The sequence below is a fragment of the Mesorhizobium intechi genome, assembly GCF_002879535.1.
Classification (GTDB): domain Bacteria; phylum Pseudomonadota; class Alphaproteobacteria; order Rhizobiales; family Rhizobiaceae; genus Mesorhizobium; species Mesorhizobium intechi.
Genome location: NZ_PNOT02000329.1, coordinates 1 through 16,836, shown reverse-complemented (window position 1 = coordinate 16,836; position 16,836 = coordinate 1). Strand labels below are relative to the sequence as shown.

Annotated in this window: 13 protein-coding genes; 6 read left to right on the top strand and 7 right to left on the bottom strand. The window is 62.5% G+C overall.

What is annotated here, in order from left to right:
• Nucleotides 1-2: 2 nt before the first annotated feature.
• The 4 genes from C1D09_RS28080 to C1D09_RS28065 are packed head-to-tail and all read right to left on the bottom strand — an operon-like array spanning nucleotide 3 to nucleotide 2,737.
• The gene (locus C1D09_RS28080; RefSeq protein ID WP_167514787.1) at nucleotides 3-620 is read right to left on the bottom strand and encodes a SctK family type III secretion system sorting platform protein; all 618 of its coding nucleotides are present in this window, start codon (nucleotides 618-620) and stop codon (nucleotides 3-5) included.
• Nucleotides 617-1,447 (bottom strand): type III secretion system inner membrane ring lipoprotein SctJ, encoded by an 831-nt coding sequence (gene sctJ, locus C1D09_RS28075; protein WP_246135905.1) that lies wholly within the window; start codon nucleotides 1,445-1,447, stop codon nucleotides 617-619. Before sctJ ends, C1D09_RS28080 begins: the two co-directional genes overlap by 4 nt.
• 16 nt (nucleotides 1,448-1,463) lie before the next feature.
• On the bottom strand, nucleotides 1,464-2,084 hold the full coding sequence (locus C1D09_RS28070) for a hypothetical protein (protein WP_143977258.1): 621 nt from the start codon (nucleotides 2,082-2,084) through the stop codon (nucleotides 1,464-1,466).
• An 11-nt stretch (nucleotides 2,085-2,095) separates the two neighbouring features.
• The gene (locus C1D09_RS28065) at nucleotides 2,096-2,737 is read right to left on the bottom strand and encodes a type III secretion protein (RefSeq protein ID WP_246135904.1); all 642 of its coding nucleotides are present in this window, start codon (nucleotides 2,735-2,737) and stop codon (nucleotides 2,096-2,098) included.
• A 324-nt stretch (nucleotides 2,738-3,061) separates the two neighbouring features.
• On the opposite strand from C1D09_RS28065, the gene C1D09_RS28060 reads away from it, so the two are divergent.
• Nucleotides 3,062-3,691: a L,D-transpeptidase gene (locus C1D09_RS28060; RefSeq protein WP_246135903.1), complete on the top strand. Its 630-nt coding sequence runs from the start codon at nucleotides 3,062-3,064 to the stop codon at nucleotides 3,689-3,691.
• 3 nt (nucleotides 3,692-3,694) lie between these two features.
• Nucleotides 3,695-4,621 (top strand): LysR family transcriptional regulator, encoded by a 927-nt coding sequence (locus C1D09_RS28055; RefSeq protein WP_143977257.1) that lies wholly within the window; start codon nucleotides 3,695-3,697, stop codon nucleotides 4,619-4,621.
• Between the two features lie 24 nt (nucleotides 4,622-4,645).
• Here the strand turns inward: C1D09_RS28055 and C1D09_RS28050 are convergent, their stop codons facing one another.
• Together C1D09_RS28050 and C1D09_RS28045 are read right to left on the bottom strand one after the other, a co-directional pair.
• Nucleotides 4,646-12,484, bottom strand: a complete 7,839-nt coding sequence (locus C1D09_RS28050; RefSeq protein ID WP_143977256.1) for a LysM peptidoglycan-binding domain-containing protein — start codon at nucleotides 12,482-12,484, stop codon at nucleotides 4,646-4,648.
• Nucleotides 12,485-12,561: 77 nt separating this feature from the next.
• A complete protein-coding gene (locus C1D09_RS28045) occupies nucleotides 12,562-13,410 on the bottom strand; it encodes a MurR/RpiR family transcriptional regulator (protein WP_246135902.1) in 849 nt (282 codons plus the stop codon).
• A gap of 224 nt (nucleotides 13,411-13,634) precedes the next feature.
• Between C1D09_RS28045 and C1D09_RS28040 the strand changes: the two genes are divergently transcribed.
• The 3 genes from C1D09_RS28040 to C1D09_RS28030 all read left to right on the top strand — a co-directional run bounded on the left by C1D09_RS28040 (nucleotide 13,635) and on the right by C1D09_RS28030 (nucleotide 15,385).
• Nucleotides 13,635-13,817 (top strand): hypothetical protein, encoded by a 183-nt coding sequence (locus C1D09_RS28040; RefSeq protein WP_143977254.1) that lies wholly within the window; start codon nucleotides 13,635-13,637, stop codon nucleotides 13,815-13,817.
• Nucleotides 13,818-13,931: 114 nt separating this feature from the next.
• Nucleotides 13,932-14,948 (top strand): SctD/MshK family protein, encoded by a 1,017-nt coding sequence (locus C1D09_RS28035; protein ID WP_143977253.1) that lies wholly within the window; start codon nucleotides 13,932-13,934, stop codon nucleotides 14,946-14,948.
• A 38-nt stretch (nucleotides 14,949-14,986) separates the two neighbouring features.
• Nucleotides 14,987-15,385: a hypothetical protein gene (locus tag C1D09_RS28030; protein WP_143977252.1), complete on the top strand. Its 399-nt coding sequence runs from the start codon at nucleotides 14,987-14,989 to the stop codon at nucleotides 15,383-15,385.
• An 89-nt stretch (nucleotides 15,386-15,474) separates the two neighbouring features.
• Here the strand turns inward: C1D09_RS28030 and C1D09_RS33325 are convergent, their stop codons facing one another.
• Nucleotides 15,475-15,699 carry a hypothetical protein gene (locus tag C1D09_RS33325; protein WP_167514786.1) on the bottom strand — a complete coding sequence of 75 codons (225 nt, stop codon included), beginning with the start codon at nucleotides 15,697-15,699 and terminating at the stop codon, nucleotides 15,475-15,477.
• Nucleotides 15,700-15,710: 11 nt separating this feature from the next.
• Between C1D09_RS33325 and C1D09_RS28020 the strand changes: the two genes are divergently transcribed.
• The coding region (locus C1D09_RS28020) for a flagellar biosynthesis protein FlhA (RefSeq protein WP_143977251.1) at nucleotides 15,711-16,836 on the top strand (1,126 nt) is incomplete at its 3' end.

Genomic DNA, 16,836 nt, shown 5'->3' with positions numbered 1-16,836 from the left:
CACTACCCCATCGCTCGCCGCACGATTGCCGGACCGGCCTCGATGAACGGCTTGGCCGTCCGGTCGATGAATTCGTGCGGCATGAGCTTGATGCGGACGCGGGCACCTGTCTCGTCAGGCATTGCCTGGCACCATCCGCCTAGGCAGCTCAGACCATCGGCATAGACACGACTGCGGATATCCTCAAGCGGCTGCAACGGCCGTGTTGGACCGGCCAGATCACGATTGGCAACCGCAAGCGTGCAAAGGTCCGCGCCCAGCGCGGCCTGCAACGCATCGGCTTCGCGCCCGTCAATGACGGCGGCAAGATCGCCGGCCCAATAGATCGCGCCCGAGCGAAGGGCGAGGTCCTCGAGTTCGTCGCCCGACGACAAGGCTATCGATCGATCCACGTCATCCGATGGTTCGTCAGCCGAGCAAGAGAGCCGGTAATGCTCGATCAAAAGCTTCGACAACCGCTCATGCAGCCGTTGCGACCGCAACATGCGCTGGCACGCCGCTTCGCTGATCGCGCCACCAAAGCATTCGGCGAGCCGAGCCGCGTCCGCATAGGTTGCGGGGCCGGAGATGAATGCCTGCCATTCCGGGCTGGCGGCTGGCCCCGAACCGGTCCCGGTCATGTCTTCCTCGCGGGCATTGTGGAAGCGTCGAGGGCGTAGACACCCGGCTGTCGGTACCATTGCAGATACGCCAGCCGCGCAGCCAGCGCGACGATCGCGGCGGCCATGCCGTAGAAGAGCCACATCGCGGCTGCCAGGCTGTCCGGATGCAGCCAGAGACCAAGGAAGCTTGTGAACCCCGGCTCGGATGTCTGCTCCGGAGCCGTCGCGGCGACCGGAATGAGCGTGATGGAGACATTGTCGTAGGTCAGTCCGGCGATGCTCTTGGCCACCAGCATCTTGACCTGCGGGATCAGCTCATTCATCGGCACGGATGCGCGATGCCTGATGAAGACCGACGCGGACGACGGCACCAATTGCTGTCTCAGCGGATCATTCTCGGGCAGGACAAGGTGAACCCGCGCGGAAAGCACGCCGTCGATGTCGGAGATTGTCTGCGAGAGCTCCTGGCTCAGGCCATAGATCATCGTTGCGCGCTCTTCCACCGGCGAGGATACGAGTCCGCCCCTCTTGAAGACGTCGCCGAGCGTCTGGAACTCCTGTTTGGGCAAACCACTTTCGTCGAGAATGGCCATGGCCTCGGCAAAGCGGCCCTTCTGCACCGAAACCGTCATCTTGCCGTCCTTGCCGGCCTCGCGCTGGGCCGCAATCCCATGGCGCATCAGCGTGGCCACGATTTCGTTGGCCTGCCGCTGATTGAGGTTGGAATAGAGCTCCACCGAACAGGCCTGGAGCACGAGCATGGCCGCGACGACAAGCGCGACGCGGCACCTTGCGGCACATCGGTTGAACAGCGCCGACCGCCGCGACAGGAACAATTCGGGCACGAGCACTCCGCAGCGCCTACTGTTGCTTGATCAACGTGCTGGTGGACGATGTCACGGCCTTCACGCTGCTGGTCACGACTTCCAGATTGGCTGCTGCCCACATCACCGAAATCGATCGCTCGAGCAGCTGCTGCGCATTCTTTGCCGGGGCATTTTCGGCGTCCTTACCTGACGGGGTGGCATCCTGCGTGGCGGCCGTTTCGGACCCTGCCGGCGTGTTCGCCTTGCCGAGGGCCCTTTGGACCTGCTGCATGGTTCCATCCAGCGACTGCATGGCAGAACCGAACAGGGCGGAGGGATCTGTGGCCGCGCCTCCTCCGGTCTCCTCCACCTCGGCCAGATAGTCGAAGAGTTTGCGCTCGACGATCGGCTCCGCCCGCTCCGATCCGGGAGACTGACCCGCCATCGCCTCATTGGCTCCCGACGATGCCTGCGCCACCTGTTGGTTGGCGCGAGTTGCGACATCGCCGCGCTCAGGTGCGTTGGACTTCGCTGCATCGTGTTTTTCCTGCTTGGCGCCCACCATCTGATTGCCCTGCTGAGCGGCCGCGCCGGCGGTGATCTGCTGTTGCGAGCTTATGCTGGTGGTAAAGCTTGCCAACGAGGCCTCCAAGGCTCCTATCGGTGCGATCTGCATGAATATGCCTCCTATTCCTTCGTCGGTTTTCCGGAGGGGACACTTTGCGCCTCAGCCTGCCTTCCGCGAAAAACGCGGACCGAAGCGACCTTGCCGGGCTCCTGCTTGCCCTGCACGGCGGGAACTCCGAGTGTCTTCCTGACGAGTTCGATATAGGACGGCGGCCCCGATACCGAGACGACGTCGTCCTGCGTAGAAACCTTGACCGGAAACTTCGGATCGATGACGCCCAGCCGCGATAGCCGATCTTCCGCTCCGGCGGCCGAGTTGGCATCGAGCGGGATCAGCTCGGTCTGGACTTCTGCTTCGGTGGCGACATTCATGACGATACCGTCGAAATGCCAGACCAGACCGTATCGGTTGCAAATCTCTTCCAGAAATTCGCGCGCCGTTCCAACCGGCATACCGGCGCTCAAACGTCCCTTGACGAGCTTGCTGACGCGCATCGGCACCTGCAGATTGCGGCCAAGCTCGACGAGCGCATCCGTCACCGACTGGTCGATGGTGATGTATTTGTAAGGACCCGCGGGCCAGCGCGGTTCGGCCGCATTCGCCTGCGAAACGGCAAGCGTAAACAGCAGCATCACGCCGGCCACGAAGGTAGCGTTGGCTTCCGACAACCGGTCCACAAGGCAGGTACCGCGTCCCGTCAAAACTAGTCCTATCGCGGGCACGCCGAGCGACAGCCCGCGTCACCCGTCTCATGGTTTACCCGCCAAATTCACCCTACCGCGCGTGTCGCTAAAATGGAAGTCCATTTGGATTTAACTCGTGTATTTGGTTCCAAATGTTGCGATCAGTCAGCAAAGCGATATGGTGCAGGCCGGAATCGGGCAGCGAGGGCTCGCGGTCGCCGGTTTGTTGCTCGAATCTGAGGGATAGCGGTGACGACACGCAAGAACCTGTTTCTGAGCTTGAACGCTCCGGCCGGCATTTTTTGGCGCCGGACGCTCTTCGGGTCACGCCTTGGCAAGGGCTTGGGTGAATCGGTTCTGGTTGCTGCCACGTTGACTGTCGCGATGGCGCAGGCGCAAGGTCAATCGAATGGCGGCTACGACCCGCGAACCTGGAGCTACGATCAAGCCCGAAATGTGCTGGTCTCGCCATCCGCCCCCGACGAGGCCACGGATGGCGAAATGCGGCCAACATGGTCGGCGATCCCGAGGGAGATCGTCGATTTCGGTGAGGCGCAACCGAAGGGATCAATCGTGATCAACACCAGGGAGCGGCGCCTCTATTACATATTGGGAGACGGCAAGGCGCTGCGATATGCGGTCGGTGTCGGCAAGGAGGGTCTGGAATGGTCCGGTCGCGACATGATTTCCAGCAAGAAGGACTGGCCGGATTGGCGGCCGCCGGCCGAAATGCGGTCCAGGGAAGCATCGAAGGGCCGCTTGCTGCCGGCGCGCGTCACGGGAGGGCCGAACAACCCATTGGGCGCGCGCGCGCTCTATATCGGCAACACGCTTTATCGCGTTCATGGCACCAATCAGCCATGGACCGTGGGGCAGGCCAACTCCTCCGGTTGCATCAGAATGACCAATGAAGACGTTATTGACCTATATGACCGAGTGAAGATCGGCGCCCAGATTATTGTCCGGCATTGAATCGTGATCCCTTTCAACATCAAGCAGCTCGAGACCTTTCTCCTGGTGGCGACTTTCGGAAGCTTCCGAAAGGCTGCCGAACGCTTGAACACAACGCAGCCGGCGGTGTCGACGCGGATCGCCAGTCTGGAGGAAGCGCTCGGCGCCAAGCTGTTCGAAAGGCAGAGCAGCACCGTAAGGCTGACCGCGGAGGGCCAGCGGCTGCTGCCGCCGGCGCAGCGGGTCCTGCGTGTCGCCGAACGGCTGCAATTGGCGGCGAACTCCCTTTCGGAGACAGCAGGTGTGCTCAGGCTCGGGGTCGCGGAGACCATCGTGCACACCTGGCTTCCCGATTTCCTCAAGGAATTGCAGGTAAACTATCCGCTGATCGATACCGATATCGTCGTCGACACGACAACGACCCTTCGCAATGAACTCATGTCCCACCGGCTTGATCTTGCCGTGCTGATGGGGCCTATCCAGGAATACAGCATCGAGAATGTGGAGCTGCCTTCCTTTCCGCTCGTATGGGTCTGCTCGCCGTCCTTGAAATTGCCGAACAGCGGCAAGCTGACGCTGAACGACCTGATGCAATTCCCGATTATCAGCTATGCGCGCACGACGAGACCCTACAGCGAAGTCTACCGCAAGCTGACCGGCGAACTCGACGAGGCGCCGCGTATCTTTCCGGCCAACTCGCTCGCCGCTTCCATCACGATGACGCTGAACGGCATCGGTATCGCCTCCCTCCCCAGGGAAGTCGTCCAGGATCACACGGCCAACGGCACGCTGCGCATCGTCGACTGCGAATGGCATCCCTCCGACCTGCGGTTCACTGCCTCATACTCCTCCGAACCGTCCAATCCGATTGCCGAGCGTGCGGCAAAGCTGGCCGGCTGCATCGCCTATGCATTCGCCGCGAGAATCGGCAAGGCGCAGCCTGCCGACTAGCTCTCGACTTAAGCCCACGGCATCTCATCCGACCGAAGCAATCGGCAGGTAGATGCGGTCGCCGGAGAAAATCATATCCGGGCTTAGAATATGATCCATGTTCAGCACCACCGTATCCGCCACATCGGCGGAATGCGCCCTGGCGATCAGGCGCATGCTGTCGCCGTTCCTGACCTCGACCCACTGATAGCCGTCCTTCTCCAGCGTCGGGTTCGTGCGGCCCTGCGGATTGCTGCTGCCTGCGGGATGAACCTCGACATAGTCGCCCGAAGCCCAGCCGCTGTGCATTTTCCCATCCGGTCCGAAACCTTCGACCGGTATCCAGGCCTCTCCCGACGGATCGGTCGAAGGCTTCGCGGTCTGCTCGACGAATGTGCCGGGGCGCAGAACCGTCACCACGGCGGCGTCGCCCTCGGGCTGGCTCCGCAAATTCAGGCCATCGTCCGCCGACACAACGAGTTGCGGGAAATGCTCGGGTGGGGTCTTTGGGCCGTCCGGGACATCCGGGTGATCGTCGGGCTGCTGAGACGATCCATCGCCATCCGGCTTGTTGGGATCGGGAGGGGCAGCCGGTTTGGTGTCCCAGGGTTGGGCGAGCAGCGAGTCCAGTGAGAAGAGCAGCATGCCGATGCCGAAAGTGATGCCCAGGGTCCAACGATCCGCTGTGGCCCATCGTTTGTCGGATTTTGCCGCCGCCGCGATATCGGCGTCGGTTCGCGGCACCGAACGGCGGTTCATCCGGTCCGTCCTTATCGCCGACGCCCAGAACTCCGCGCAGCCGAACGTGAACATGCCGCCGGCGACCGTGGCGATCGGCGCCGGCCAGGAGTGCAGCGTATAGACGGCGCAGCCGAGCACGTATCCGGGCCCCGCCAGATACTCGGCCAGGTTTCGGATGACCGGCCTGCCGGTGAATGATTGCAGCATCGACTTGGTGCCATAGACGACGTTGCCGAGCGAGAACGTGCTGTTGACGACAATATCCTTCCCCTGGACCATCCCGGTTGCCGCCCCGGGCGCCGCTGCAATGAACGTGGCGCCCCCAAGAGCATTGAGGAACCGCCCGAACGGCTTGTTACTTGCCGTCGCGTTGGGAAAGATGGCCTGCGCGCCGAACACCAAACCTCGCACGCCAAAGGCAACCGCTCCGGCGGTGGCGGTCCAGGTCGGAGGCAACGAACTCCACAGCACGTAAGAGGTGGTCGACATACCGCCAAAAGTGGCGAGAGCCTGAGCGTTCTCGCGCTTTCTGGCATGGCTCAGCGCCAGATCGACGCTCGCGGCCTGATCCGGCGTCATCGTCTTTTTATGGGTTGCCCGGAAGGTCGTCAGGTGAAGCACGGAGAGAGCGTTCTTCTGGTCCCCGCTCATCCACTCGAACTGCTCGGGCGTGAACTTGCGGAACTGGCCGGGGCTCGTTTCCCGAAACTGCTTTGATGTCGCCGCTTCGATGTGCGGCTGGGTCAAGGCCTCGGTGTGGTGGATGGTGAAGGCGCCCCATTGATCGCGGGTGAGATGGGGGATCTGCCTCTCGGTCAGCCATGGGACCTGCCTCGGATCGAACTTCGCCATGTCCAGCGAGCCGATCATGGTTTCCTGGATAGCTCGAACCTGGCGTTCGGTGACGGTGTTCAGCAAACCGGCCTCGCCCAAATCCTTGAATTGCTGCGAGGTGAATTTGGAGACCTGGCCGGGCTTGAACCAGGGAACCTGGCCTCCTTCCAACGTCGACATGTCGATAAGGCCGACTTTGTCGCCCTTCACCGCCTGCACCTGCGGTTTCGTCAAATGGCGGGTCAAACCGGCTTTGCCGAGGTCATGTAACTGCTGGTCGGTCAGATTGCGGATATGGCCCTCAGTGAGCCAGGGAATCTGCTTCTCGCCAAGACCCGCAACGTTGACAAAGCCTATCTTTGACTTGGGGATACCGCGCAGTTGGCTCCTGGTCAGATAGGGCAGCAGGCCGGCCTGATCCATGTCGTGGAACTGCCGTTCGGTCAGTTCGGCCGCCTGCTCGCGCTTGAGCCATGGAATCTGGTTAGGCTGGAAATCGGCCATGACGAGATCCGGCACCTGATCGAGCGGGGTCGCCCTGACACCATCGCGCGTCAGCGGTCCATTGTTCGAAGCCCTGTTAGCCGGTGCAGGGCGGCCAGTCTCGCCGGCGAGGCCGGTGCCAGAAGAGGTGTGGTCGTCGTACACGCCATCGGCGTAGCGACTGTAAAAATCCACGTAGGTTCCGTCCGCCGTGCTTGGCTCCTTGTCACCGAACAGCGCCGCCATCTCGTCGACGGCTTGGTTTCGATCAATCTCGCCTGCCTTGTAGCGGGTGAAGACATCGGCCTGGGCTGCATCCCACTGCAGGATGGCCGCCGGCTTCCCGCCGTTGGCTGCAAGCTCGTCGGCCACAGCGTACTGAACAAATCCCGCTTCGCCCTCGACTTTCAGATAGCCGGAGACCACCGCATCCCTATAGGTCTGCCGATCTGAAAAATCGGCAGGATGGGGATCGATCGGAGCGTCCCCAACGTGCGACAACTCGTGGCCGAGCATGTCGACGAATTCAGCAAGCACGGTGTCGCCATCCGCGTCGTCAGCGCGGAATGTCTCGGCGTCCACAAAGACGACGTCCACGTCGCCGACATATTGTGATCCGGTCGCGGTCAGGTCGTCGCCAGAGTTGGCATCGAAAATCCGCAGATCGTGCCGTGCGGGATTAACGATGCGCACGTCTTTCGCGTGAGCGTTGCGCAAGAGTTCCATCAATGTCGGAGACCGGCTGATCTGATCGATGAGATTGGCCTTGGTAACCTCCGGCATGCCGAGGCTGTGGGGGAGCATGTCATCGACCAGATTTGCCGCCTCTTGGCGGTTGGCAGCGATTTCGTCCTGCGTAAGCGGCTTGGCGGATGAGGGATCCGATGAGCCGTCTGCCTCGGAACCCTGCCTTTTCGGCGCCGGCCTGGGCGGGGAATGGGCGCCATCTTTGCCGCTGGTGGAGACATCGCCGCTGGTTTCGCGCTCGGGCAAGCCCGTGAAGCTGAGGGCCTCCGGATCCCAGACGAGGCGCAGCGATCCGTCTTTTGCTGTCGGCCCACCCTGGACAATGATGGCGTCACCATCGGCGGGGTGCGGTGTCCCTTGGACAGTCGGACCATCAGGATCGCGGCCCGTCGATGCCGTCGTATCATAGCTGCCGGCGTCATCGGCCTTGATCACTTCTCCTGGGATCACCGGGTGGCTGGGGTCATGGAAGACCTGCTCTCCCGTCGGCCGGTAGACACCGTCAGGCCCAATTGCATAAACATTCATCGGACGCCCAGATGGACCGGAGCCAAGCGCCGGCGGCGACTGCCGCGGTCCCTTGCCGCCGGGCGGCTGCTGAAACGGACCGCCGTTGCCAGGCGGCGGATTGGCGCCAGGTGCGTTGGGGGCCGCCTGCTCGCCCGTTCCTGGCCGCAGCGTGCGCAAACCGTGGATGCCGAGCCCCGTGCCGGTGACGCCTGTGCCAAGACCCGTCAGCGCGTTGGCCAGTTGGAGACCGTTCATCTGGTCTCCGTTGGCGGCGAGATCGTAGGCGGATGTCGCCAGCAAAGGTGCGCCGACAATGACCGAGCCGACGTCCAGCCCCCACGCCGCCTTGTTCAGTCGAGCGGACGATTGCATGTAGGTGCGGGTCTCGGACGCCAGCGCCCAGTCCGACCGAGTCGCGCCGATGCTGCCGGCGAAGGCACGCGGGCTGGCGGAAAGGCCTGCCAGGAACGTCTCGCTCTTCGCCGCCATGCCGATGGTGCGCAGGCCGCTGGAGGCCATGGGCAGAACCGTCGTCGCGGCGCTGGCGATATTGGTCAGCGACTCCGCGTCATACCACTCGCCGCCGTGGTCGAGGTGGTTGACCTCGTTGATCACCGCTCTTGTTCCGAGATAGGCCGCACCTGTATAGGCCAGCGGCGCCGCGACCGGCGCGGCCGGCGTGAACGACAGGATGGTGGCAATGCCGGTGCCGATGCCGACCAGCGGATCGACGACCTTATCCCAGACCGAGACGTTCCGCGCCTTCACCACCTCAAGCGCGATCGTGCCGTCGGCTCCCGCCTTCATCTCCAGATTCTTGGGAACGACCAGCTTGCCGTTCTCGCTGAACTGGCTGTTGTTGTCCTGGAAATCGCCGAGATCGTCGAACTTCTTGCCGGTGGCGTCGACATAGCGGGTGTTGCCGTCCCCGTCGCGCACCGCAAAGAGCGTCACCTGCTGCGTTCCGACCTGGTCGTCGACATAGAAGATCGGCACGCTGCGCACATAAGGATTGTCGCCGCCGATGTCGCGGATCTCGTCCGTCACATTCTCTATCGCGTCGCGGCCGTCATCGGTCGAGCCGTCCAGGCCGAGCGTACTGGCGACCGTTCCATCAAGGGCCTTGTCACCCTGTTCGTGGAACTCGTTGTCGTGACCCTTACCCTTGGCGAATAGTTGCTGGTACTTCGGCTGATAGATGGCATCGAGCGTCCGCTGCTCATGCTCGTCCAGATAGGCCTTGTCGACCGTGGTGTTGTCATCTGCCAGCAGCGAGGGCTCGCTCAGCCGAAGCTCATGATAATCATTGAAGGATTGCAACTGTTTGCGCAGATCCTCGGCCTGCGATATCTGAAGCCTGACTGCGCCCAGCTCGAGCTTGGCGACCGCGACTTCGGGATCGACCCAGCGGCCGCTGGCATCGTCATCCTCTGTGTCAAGATCGATCCAAATCGCCTTCCCGCCCTTGGTCAGCGCATCGATCCCTGTCTTGTCGTAGTTTTGGGCAACGTCCGGCGCCACCTTGATCTTCTGCCCGCCGACATCGATCTCGACCGGCTGCGCGCCATCGGGCAGCGTACCCGCGGGAGCATCGACGGTTCCCGGTTTGTGGTTCTTCAGCACATTGTCGAAATTGGTCTGCAGCGCCGGAAGCTGGGTCTTGAGGTCGGCGATGCTGTCGCCGAGCTGCTTGTCCAGGACGTCGTTCAGGTTCTTCGCCGCCAGCTCCTCGCCGGCCTTCACCGATTGCAGGCCATTTGCCGTGCAGGCTTTTGCGTTGGCATCGTAGCCGGCCAGAAGCGTCTGCCAGTCCTTGTTGAGCTGGCGATCGCGATATTCGTCCCTGACATTCTTGTCGTTCAGGGCGTAGGTCAGCTGCTGTTCGGTGGTTCCCTCGTCGAAATGGTTCACCACCCAGAGCTGGCCGTCACGGATCTCGAGCGTCGAGTTCTTGTAGTGCCCGAGGTAATCGCCGTTGATACGGTTGTACTTCTCGTCGAAGTTAAACTTCTGCTCGCCAAGATATTCGTTGGACAGCTTCTGCTCGAGATCGGTCTGACGCGCATTTATCTGCGTGGCATCGGCATGGGCGTCGAAATAGTTCTGGTAGGCCCGAGCCAGTTCGAGCTGACTGCCTGCCGTCGTTTGCAAGTTCTTGAGGTTCTTATACTCGTTCGAATCCTTGGAGACGCCGTTGAGATCGGCCTGCCCCACCAAGAAGTCGATGGTGAGTTTGTCGCCCTTGCTCAGATGCAGGCCGGCCTCGGAAAACAGCTTGTCGACGGCGCTGTGGTCGGCGACGCTTTGGTCGCGTTGCGGATGAAGGTCGGGAGTGCCTCGCGCGCTAGCTGACGGCGCATTCGGATCGCCCAGCTGCGTCAGCGGACCCTGCCCCGCGATGGCGTCATTGAGGACGCGCCCGGCATTCTCATATTCGCCGCGGGCATCCTGCGCGTTTTGCAGTAGGGTGTTGGCCTTGGTTAGCCGTGTCTGCGCATCGGCAAGGGTGCCCTTAGGTTTCTGCGGCGTCCATTGCAAATCGTTGGGCGCCAACGCCTTGTTTATGATGGTCTGCGCGCCATCCAGCGCATCCTTGTAGGCAGGATCGAGCATGTCGACGTTGAGCTGCTCCTGCCGCTGGCCGGCCAGCGCCCGTGTCTCGGTGACGCGGGACAGCGCGATATTCTCGGTTGTGATGGCCTGGGCGACTTGGGGATCGACCCAGGTCCAGACGCCGTCGATCTTCATCGGCATCCACTTTCCGCCGGAGGGCGCGTTGCCCTGCGGTGGATCGCCAAACGGATCGACAACCTTGTTCTGTCCGTCCAGCTTGGGCTTGGCGGCCGGCCCCAGGTGGTATTTGTCGATCAGAGCCTGCTTGTCTTGCCCGGCCTTCTCGGCGGCGGCGATGAGACCGGGCAGAGCCTCGCCCGCCAGGAGCCCTTCGACGAAGGTCTTCACGACCTCGCCCTCTTTTGCTTCCTTGGGATTGCTGCTGTTGGGATTGACCGCCAGCAGCGTCCTGGCCAGAGCCTCCTGCGTGCTTCTTGCTTCGATCTTAAGGTCGGTGCCGGTGGTGTTGTTGTGCAGCGTCATGCCGCCACCGGGCTTGGTGGTCAGTGTATAGCCGTTGAAGGTGACCTCGACTGTCGTGCGGGTGCCGTTATCGATCGTGACCTTCTCACCGTCATGGATGACGTTGGGATCGCGAGACGAATCGAAAAGCTGCGGATTCGTTCGCCTCAGATCGTCCAGCGTCACGCCATATTGCTTGGCAATGAGGCTGAGATTGTCACCTGGCTTGACCTGATGCTCGACGGGCTTGCCACCATTGATCTTCTCCGTCGTGATCTTCGTCACCCGGCCGTCCTTGTCGGTGACGGTCTTGGTTTCGGTTCCGTTGCCATCGATGGATTGCGAGGTTTGCTTGCCGTCGGCCGTGGTTGTGACGGTGCGTACGTCGTGCTGATAGTCGTGGGAGTAGACGATCTTGTCGCCGCTGCGCGGATCGACGATCTCGACCGACTGCGCATCACTGCTGTCGGTGGCCTTGACCTGATAGCCGGCGGCCTCAAGCTCGGCGATGACCTGTTGGTCGGTGAGGCCGTTTTCCTTTGCGATCTGGTCGATGCTCTTTCCGTCGGCAAGACCTTTCCTGATATCCGACGTATCGGCTCCGTTTGGATCCTGGGCGGGCGCCAGTATGGTTTTGCGGCCGTCCGGCCCCGTGACCGTGGTCACGGGAAGGGAGGGACCAGCGCCCGGCGTCACCGTTTCCACCGACGCGCCATTGGGCAATGACGTCCGCTCGGTAACGGTCCCGGTCCCGAGGTCGTCCTCGTAGCGCGTCGTTACGGCCCCGGTGTCCGAATTGTAGCTGGTGGTTTCCTTGCGTCCGAGCCCATCGCGGATCGGCGAGGTGATCGTGGCGCCGCCTGGCTTGTCCTGGACGGTCGCATAGTAGCTGTCGTGCTGGTAGTCATAAAACTGCGTGACGGTGCGGCCATCGGCATCCGTGATCTTCGTCGTCTGCGTGTCGCCACTCGGCGCGCTGCTGTCAGACACGGTCATCCCGCCGGACCTGAGCGCGGTAGTGACCTGCTCGCGCGTCATGTGGCGGTCGGACGCGATCTGGTCGATGCTTTTGCCTCCAGTGACATCCTTGACGATATCGCGGGCGGTGCTCGCCGCCGCGGCATCGTCATTGGCCGGGGTGCCATCGAGGTCCACCAGCTTCACAGCCGGCCCCGCGAGATTGGTGTTCAGGTAGAGTGTGGGCGTCACCGTCGTGCCATTGCCGGAGGTGCCATTGCTGGCGACATTGACGCTGGGCACCGCCGGAGCCGTTGCCGGCTTCGGCTGAAGGGAAGTCAATTGCGTGTTTACATGCGCCAGTTCCTGGCGGGCCTGGGCCGCCCAGTCGCGCTCGCCCATTCTGTTGGCAAGCCTGATCTGGTCGCGCAGCGCCGCTGCCTGTGCCTCCAGCCGTGCCACCTGGGCGGCATCCGCGTTGGCATTGACCTTCTGCGTCTGGAGGGGCGGCTTGGTGAGCGTTATCGGGCGGACCATCTGGACGACCTCCGGAAATCACGGTTGCCGGCGGCCCAGCCGCCGTCACGCCCGCCCCGATCGCAGCCCTTCCGCTGTTATCGAGGGGGCTTCCAATAGATGCCGAAAGCAGCAAGCTGTTCTTCCGACTGTTTCACTCGTTCCGCAGCATTCGTTCCGGACCGCGCCGCCGTCAGCGCCGCCAGGATTTCGACGGCGGCGAATGCCGGCGCCATGCTTCGGAAGAACGATTGCGAATTCGAGCTGACGATGATCGCTTCCCGCGCGATCCGGGTCAGCGGCGACACGCTGCTGTCGGTGATCGCCACCACGCCGACGCCCTGCCGGGCTGATTGGCGCGCCACCTCTATCGTCGTGCGCTCGTAAGGCGACATGCCGACGGCAAGGAGCACGTCGCCGCGTCCCGCATGCTGAAGGGCCTCCAGACCCTGTCCGACCATCTCGCCGACAAGCATCACCTTGCGCTCGCCTCCAGCCGCAAACGACATGATGTCAACGAAATGGCTTGCAACCGGATAAGCCGAACGCAAACCGAGGCCGAAAAGATTGCGCGATCCCGCAACAAGATCGGCGGCCGCGATGAATTGCATGGCGTTGCCGTATTCGCCAAGACTTGATATCTGCGCGGCGAGAGCGTCCGCAACGACCCCGGCCGTCGAGAACCCTGAATCGCCATCCGGTTCGATGCCCTGTCGGGCCGGCAATCCGGCTGTCGTCTCACGCAGCGCGCGCGCATAAAGATTGCGCATGTCCTCATAACCTTCGAGGCCGAGCCACCGCGCCAGCCGCATCATCGTGCTGTGCGAAACGCCGGCCTGCTGCGCTTGCTCGCGCATCGACATCAGCGCCACATCCTGAGGATGATCCAGCACGAAACGCGCCGCGATCCGCAATTGCGGCGGCATTGTCTCAAACCGTTCGGCCAACAGCTCCGCCAAAGGACCTTTTTCCATTCCCAGTTACCCCATCAACCCCGTCGCTCAGGCTACTCCGTAAACGCCCGAAACGCAACATATGGAACAAGACTCACCAAAATATTCCAAGTGGACTTTCATTTTCGATCATCCTGCCCTAGATTGCCACGGCAAGCTCCTGGTTCGCATTTACGAGCCCGGGCTTGCAACTTGAATAGCCCCTCAAGGAGACAATGATGGCTGCCACCCCTCCCATTACGTCCGGTTCTTCAGGGTCACCGGAGCAAAACCTGGACAAGATGATCAAGCAACAGGAACGCATGTTTAACCTGGAGATCACGAAAGATATCGCGAAATCCCAGCATGACATGCTGATGAGCACCGCCAAGACGCTCGGCGAGTCGGCTGAGAAGGCCTGACGCGAAGGATGCTCAAACTTATGCGCCGCCGACAGCAACCGGCGGCGCACCTGCATGACGGAAGTCCATGATCCGGCTGCATTTGAAATCGTCATCGGCGGGAGATGAAGTGGCATGACCGCTAGTCCTATCGGCAAATATCTTGACGCCGCGTCGGCGCGGCGGTTGCGATCGATCATCGCTCCGTCGCCGTCATCCGCACAGCCCATCACCCTCAACGTCACACACGGCTTTCACGCCGGCGCCGAACTCAGCCTGGTCGAGGTCCTGTATACGGTCGGCTCCAGCACCGAATCGGACATCGTCCTCAGGGATGCCGGCATCGCTCCGATCCACGCCAGGCTGCGTCGCAAGGGCAGCCAGTTTGAAATCGAAGCCGTCGGCGGCGACGTCGCGCTCGCCACAGGCGAAATCATCCATCAGGGACAGGGCAGCCGCTGCAGGTTGCCGTTCGTGATCGGTGTCGGCGACGCCCGCATCCAGCTAGTCAATCAGGAACACTCATCGAACCGGTGGACGATCGGCAGCCGCTCCATGCTGGTGGCCGGCAGCGTTCTCTTTGCCGTTTTCGCCGTTTCCGTCGCCGCCAACGGGTTCTCGCTCGCCAAGTCCGACCTCGCCAAGTCCGACATTGGCCCACAGGCATCTTCCCAAGACGATCGACCCGTCAGAATGGCTTTCACCGAGGAGCGCGGCCAGGAAGTGCTGGACGATTCATCGCCGGCGCAAATTCAAACCGTCGCCGATGCGGGGAGCCAGCTCAAACAGCGTCTCGATCAGTCCGGCATAAGCACCGTGACCGTCCAGCGATCGCCCGGGCGCCTCGTGGTTTCGGGCGTGATCCCGGATGACAAGAGCGGCGTCTGGACAGAGACGCAGTCCTGGTTCGACCAGACTTTCGGCGCTCATGTTCCCCTCGTATCCAATGTCATGACCGGCGACGCACAGCAGGCGCCGCGGCTGATGCTGCAGGCGATCTGGTATGGCGAGCGGCCCTACGTCATCGCGGCCGACGGCGCACGCTATCACGAGGGCGCATTCACCGATGACGGCTGGACCGTCAAGCATATCGGCGAGACGGAGCTTCTATTGACCAAGGGCGGCGCCACGGTCGCGCTGAAATATCCGTGAACCGCCGACTCGAAGGGCCACGCCTCGATTCGGCGAGGATGGAGACTGCCGGCCGCGACGTGCATCAGGCCGAAGGCCTGCGCGGTCAAACGATCAGCCGGCGACGGATGAATGGCGCCGACAAAACCGCAAAGGGTGCTCAGGGGACGAAGTCGGTCGCCGCCGCGGAGAGGCCTGAAACGGCGGAATTCCAGGCTGCTCGGGATGCGGCCGGCGAGTCGCTGGACGAAATACTCAGCAACTTCGTCATGCCCGCCATTTGGGAGCCGGCCATCCTGCGCCGCTCGGTGCCTATTCTACAGCATTTCATAGCGGACCTGGTCCCGGAACTTGAGGGCGGAGAGCAGCTCAAGACCCTCGCCAGAACGCTGATCGAGGATGAAATCGAACGTCATCGCGACCTGCTTGGCCGCATGCAGGAAGGAATCGAAATCTGACAGACCCGCATGACACCGTCCATCTGCTGCATGTCCTCGGCTATCTCTACGGCTGCCACGGGCAGGCCAAGCGGGGCGCGGCGTACCTGCTAATTGCCGCGCAGCTGTCGCCGGGAAATGCCGGCGTTCTCAGGACGCTGGCGCATCTGCTCATACTGGATGGCGAGGCCGAAAAGGCGCTTGCGACGATTGCCAGGCTGGAAACGTTGGAAGGAATGGACCACCCGGTGCTTGCATTGCTGAAGTCTCGCGCCCTGCTCGTGGCTGGGCGCAAAGCCGAGGCGCATAGCGCGCTGCTCAGCTTCCTGTCGCATCAGGCTGCCTGATGACCGCGTCGGAGCGACTTCTGCAACTCCTTGCCAGGCTCTCAGGCCGCAGCGACCTGATCATCGCCGTGCTGATGCTGACGGCAGTGGTGATGATGCTGATCCCACTGCCGACGTTTCTCGTCGACTTTCTCATCACCGCAAACATCGCCATCAGCGTGCTCATCCTGCTGGCGTCTTTTTATGTTTCCCATCCGCTGCAGTTTTCGTCGCTGCCTTCGGTGATCCTCATCGCCACCTTGTTTAGGCTGGCGATCACGATCACGACCACGCGGCTGATCCTGCTCCAGGCCGACGCCGGCCAGATCATTACCGCCTTCGGCACCTTCGTCGTGGGCGGCAGCATCGCGGTCGGCCTCGTCATCTTCCTGATCATCACCGTCGCGCAGTTCATCGTCGTTGCGCGGGGTGCGGAACGCGTTGCCGAAGTGGCCGCGCGCTTCACGCTCGATGCGCTACCGGGCAAGCAGATGAGCATCGATGCCGAGTTACGCAACGGCGATATCGATCAAGCGGAGGCCCGCCGCCTGCGCCAGCAATTGGAGCGCGAGAGCCAGTTGTTCGGCGCGATGGACGGCGCCATGAAATTCGTCAAGGGCGACGTCATCGCCGGCATTGTCATCATCCTGGTCAACCTGATCGGCGGTTTCGCCGTCGGCACGCTGCAGCACGACATGGCGCTGGGAGACGCGGCCGCGACCTATTCGCTGCTCACGGTAGGCGACGGATTGGTGGCGCAGATCCCGGCGCTGCTGGTCGCGATCGCCGCCGGTACCATGGTGACGCGCGTTGGCAGCGCGGACGGAACGGGCGATCTCGGCCGGCAGATAACCAGCCAGCTTCTGCGGGATTCCCGCGCGCTTGCTCTGGCGGCGGTGATCATGGTTGGCCTTGCCATGGTGCCCGGCTTTCCATCCATCGTATTTGTGGTGCTTGGCGCCTGCTTCGGCGCGGGCGCCTATGCCATCAATCGCCGCAACGTCGAAGGCTCCGAGCCCAAAGACATCGGCCACACCGCGGCGCAGGACGCAAGCCCCGCTTCGCTTGCGGCAACCACGACCGCGGCGCTGCCAGCCTCCTACCGCGTCGTCGTGGGCCTCGGCTCCGAACTCGCAGGCGTGATTG